This is a genomic window from Sphingomonas sp. Ant20 (assembly GCF_000783375.1).
Lineage (GTDB): Bacteria > Pseudomonadota > Alphaproteobacteria > Sphingomonadales > Sphingomonadaceae > Sphingomonas > Sphingomonas aerolata.
In genome coordinates this window covers 1-2441 of record NZ_JRVI01000242.1, presented here as the reverse complement: position 1 = coordinate 2441, position 2441 = coordinate 1, and the positions used below count along the sequence as shown (strand labels likewise).

Below are 2441 nucleotides of genomic sequence, written 5' to 3'. Positions count from 1 at the left end.
GTCGATTTGGACGGCAGCAGGCGGTGGCGTCGCGGTAGTCGCGGCGGTCGTCGTGTTCGTGGCCAGGCCGTCGGGCGCGGTCGACCTTCCCGCGGCGTCGGTCGCGCGCTCGGGGCCGGTGGTCGAGGACAAGGCGCTCGGCCGGCTCAGGTGCCGGCTGATCCCCGAACGGAGCCGGATCACGATCTCGTCGAGCGAAGACGTGCCGCTCAGCTGGGGCGCGGGTGGCTGCGTCAACGGCAAGACCCAATATGTCGCGGGCAATGGCCGGTGGGAACGCGTGCTGGTGCCCGAGGCAGAGCAGACGGTGTCGCTACTATCGTTCGACCCGGCGACGCGCACCTACGCCAATACGCGCTATCTGATGTCGGCGGCGGGGATGACCGCGGCGCGGGCGGCGCGTGGCGACACGCCGGGGCAGTGCACGACCGATCCGGCGGCGATCACGCGGCTGGTCGGCCAGCAGTCTGCAGTCCGGCCACGTTGCCGCCGCTGCCCAACGAGAAGCTCGTCTATTCCTGCACGTCGGCAGACTGATCGAGTCTCGTTTACCCCCTCGGCACGCGTCGATCCGCATGGCAGGATGGCGGTGTTGAGGGGGATGGCGATGCGGGTAATGCACAGAGTTAGGCATGGGGTGGCGTGGAGCGTCACGATCATGGCGGGACTGGTCGGTGCCTGGACGCCGGCAGCGGCGAAATGGGCGCGCGCGACCTCCGATCATTTCGAGATCTATGCCGACATGCCGCCCGCCGCGCTCACGACGATGGCGACCCGGCTCGAGCAGTTCGACGGGGCGATCCGGCATCTCCACCGCACGCCGGAGGGCACCGGCGCGAAGGGCGCGAACCGCGTCACCGTCTATGTCGCGAACGACGTCGCTGCGATCCGCCGATTGTCGGGTGATCGCGGCATCGCTGGATTCTACCTGCCGCGCGCAAGCGGGTCGGTCGCCTTCACCCCGCGGATCGACGAGGGCGGGGACGGCAGCCGTTCGACGCGCGGCGGCGGAATTCCGCAGATCGTCCTGTTCCACGAATATGCGCATCACTTCCTGCTGGGCAATTACGCCGCCGCCTATCCGGCGTGGTTTTCCGAGGGCTATGCCGAGTTCGTCTCGACCGCCGCGTTCGAGAAGGAGTATGTCCAGCTCGGCGGCGCGGCGCAGCACCGGGCGTACAGCCTGCTCGCGGCCAAGCCGGTGCCCGCGGCGACCCTGTTCGCGACCGGGCAGAAGCTGACCGACGAGCAGCGCGGGGTGATGTACGGGCGCGGATGGCTGCTGACGCATTACCTGATGTTCGACGCGGCGCGCGGCCGGCAGCTCCAGCAGTATCTGACCGCGCTGAACGCGGGAACGCCGAGCGTAACCGCGGCCACCGCGGCGTTCGGCGACCTGCGCGCGCTCGACAAGGCGCTCGATGCGTATCTTCGCCAGTCGCGCATCCCGGGGCTGCGGATCGCGTACGATAAGCTGCCCGTCGCGCCGGTGGTCGTGACGCCGTTGTCGCCGGGCGCCGCTGCAATGGTCGAGCTGCGGATGCAGTCGGAGCGCGGCGTCAACCGTGCCACCGCCGCACCGATCTTCGCGCGCGCCGCCCGGATCGCGGCGGCCTATCCCGACGATGCGCTGGCGCAGGGCTGGCTTGCCGAGATGGCGTATGATGCGGGGCAGGACGATGCGGCGCTGGCTGCTGCCGACCGCGCGCTCGCCGCCGATCCGACGTCGCGCCAGGCGATGCTGTACAAGGCGCAGGTGTTGATGCGGCGCGCCGCTGCGGCGACAGTCCGCGATGCCGCAGCATGGGGTGCGGCGCGGCGCTGGATCGTCACGGCCAATCGCCAGGCGCCCGACGATGCCGAGGCGCTGTCGCTCTATTATGACAGCTTCGCCGCGGCGGGCGAGGCTCCCAGCGCGGCCGCGATCCTGGGGATCGGTCGCGCGCTCGAGCTGGTGCCGCAGGACCCGGCGCTGCGGTTCAAGGTCGCGGCGCAGGCGATCATGGATGGTCAGACCGATGCCGCCAGACGCGCGCTGCGCCCGCTCGCCTATGATCCGCACCAGTCGGCGGACAACCCGGCGGCGCGGCTGATCGCGATCCTCGATACCGGCGTGACGGGGCCCGCGGCGATGCTCGCGCTTGCGAAAGCACGGGGGGAGACGGTGGCGGCGACGCCGTCTGGGCCGACACCGGCGAATTAGCGGCGAGGGCGCGGACCCCGACCCTCGTCACGATGTCGACGGTCGGGGATCGCCTGAATGTGCGGGCGACAGGGCGGGTTCGCGCGGCGCCTCTTTCGCCAGCAGCGCACGTTTGCGGTCGAGCCCATAGGCGTAGCCGCCGAGTGTCCCGTCGGTGCGAAGCGCGCGGTGGCAGGGGATGAGGATGGCGATCGGGTTGGCGCCGCACGCGCTGCCGACCGCACGGACCGCGGCCGGG

The 2441-nt window shown here is 70.9% G+C and carries 2 protein-coding genes; one reads left to right on the top strand and one right to left on the bottom strand.

All coding sequences use genetic code 11. The annotated features are described in order from the left end of the window. Positions 1-2203: hypothetical protein (locus NI18_RS19305; RefSeq protein ID WP_306286538.1), on the top strand; the 2203-nt coding region annotated here is incomplete at its 5' end. 27 nt (positions 2204-2230) lie between these two features. On the opposite strand, the gene NI18_RS19300 is transcribed toward NI18_RS19305, so the two are convergent. After that, positions 2231-2441 (bottom strand): MGMT family protein (locus NI18_RS19300; protein ID WP_037532461.1); only part of this gene is annotated, 211 nt, incomplete at its 5' end.